Here is a 619-nt window from a genome sequence, read left to right on the forward strand (position 1 = left end):
CTGCCCGCGCTGCTGACCGGCCATCTGGCTGACGCCGACCGCCGGGCGGTGCCGCAGGCTGAGCAGCTGGCCGCACTGCTGGCGCTGGATACGTCACTGCTCAGCGAGCTGATCGGGGCGCTGCCGCCAGAGCAGCTGCTGGACGCAAACGTCATTGCACAGACGGAAGCGCTGCTGCAGCGCCTGACGCCAGCGCGCCAGGCTACCGGCGAGGAGACGGTGGTGGATCTGCTGCGCGAACTGGGGCCGCTCAGCGCCGGAGAGATAGCCCGGCGCTACCGGGGCGCGTCGCCGCTGGCTGACGTACTGGAGACCCTGCAGCAGGCGGGCCGGATCCTGCCGGTTACGTCTGGTGCGCAGGCCTGTTTTGCGGTCGCAGAAGATGCCGCCCGCCTGCAGGCGCTCTCCGGTGGCGGCAGCGCAGTGCCGGAGAGCGCGGTTCGCCCGCTGCAGGGGCTGGTCAGCCGCTATCTGCAGACGCACACGCTGGTAAGAGCCAGCCAGGTCGCCCGGCATTTTGGCCTCGACGCCGGCACGGCAGAGAGGCTGCTGGCGGAGACGCCGGGTGTCGTCAGAAGCGAACCCGCCTCCGGCGGGGTGCAGTGGATCGCCGCGCCGG

At 71.6% G+C, this 619-nt stretch carries 1 protein-coding gene; it reads left to right on the forward strand.

From position 1 onward, the window contains the following. On the forward strand, positions 1-619 hold a 619-nt coding region (locus HA43_RS18495; RefSeq protein ID WP_211279592.1), incomplete at both ends, for a DNA glycosylase AlkZ-like family protein.

The organism is Pantoea eucrina, from assembly GCF_002095385.1.
Classification (GTDB): Bacteria; Pseudomonadota; Gammaproteobacteria; order Enterobacterales; family Enterobacteriaceae; genus Pantoea; species Pantoea eucrina.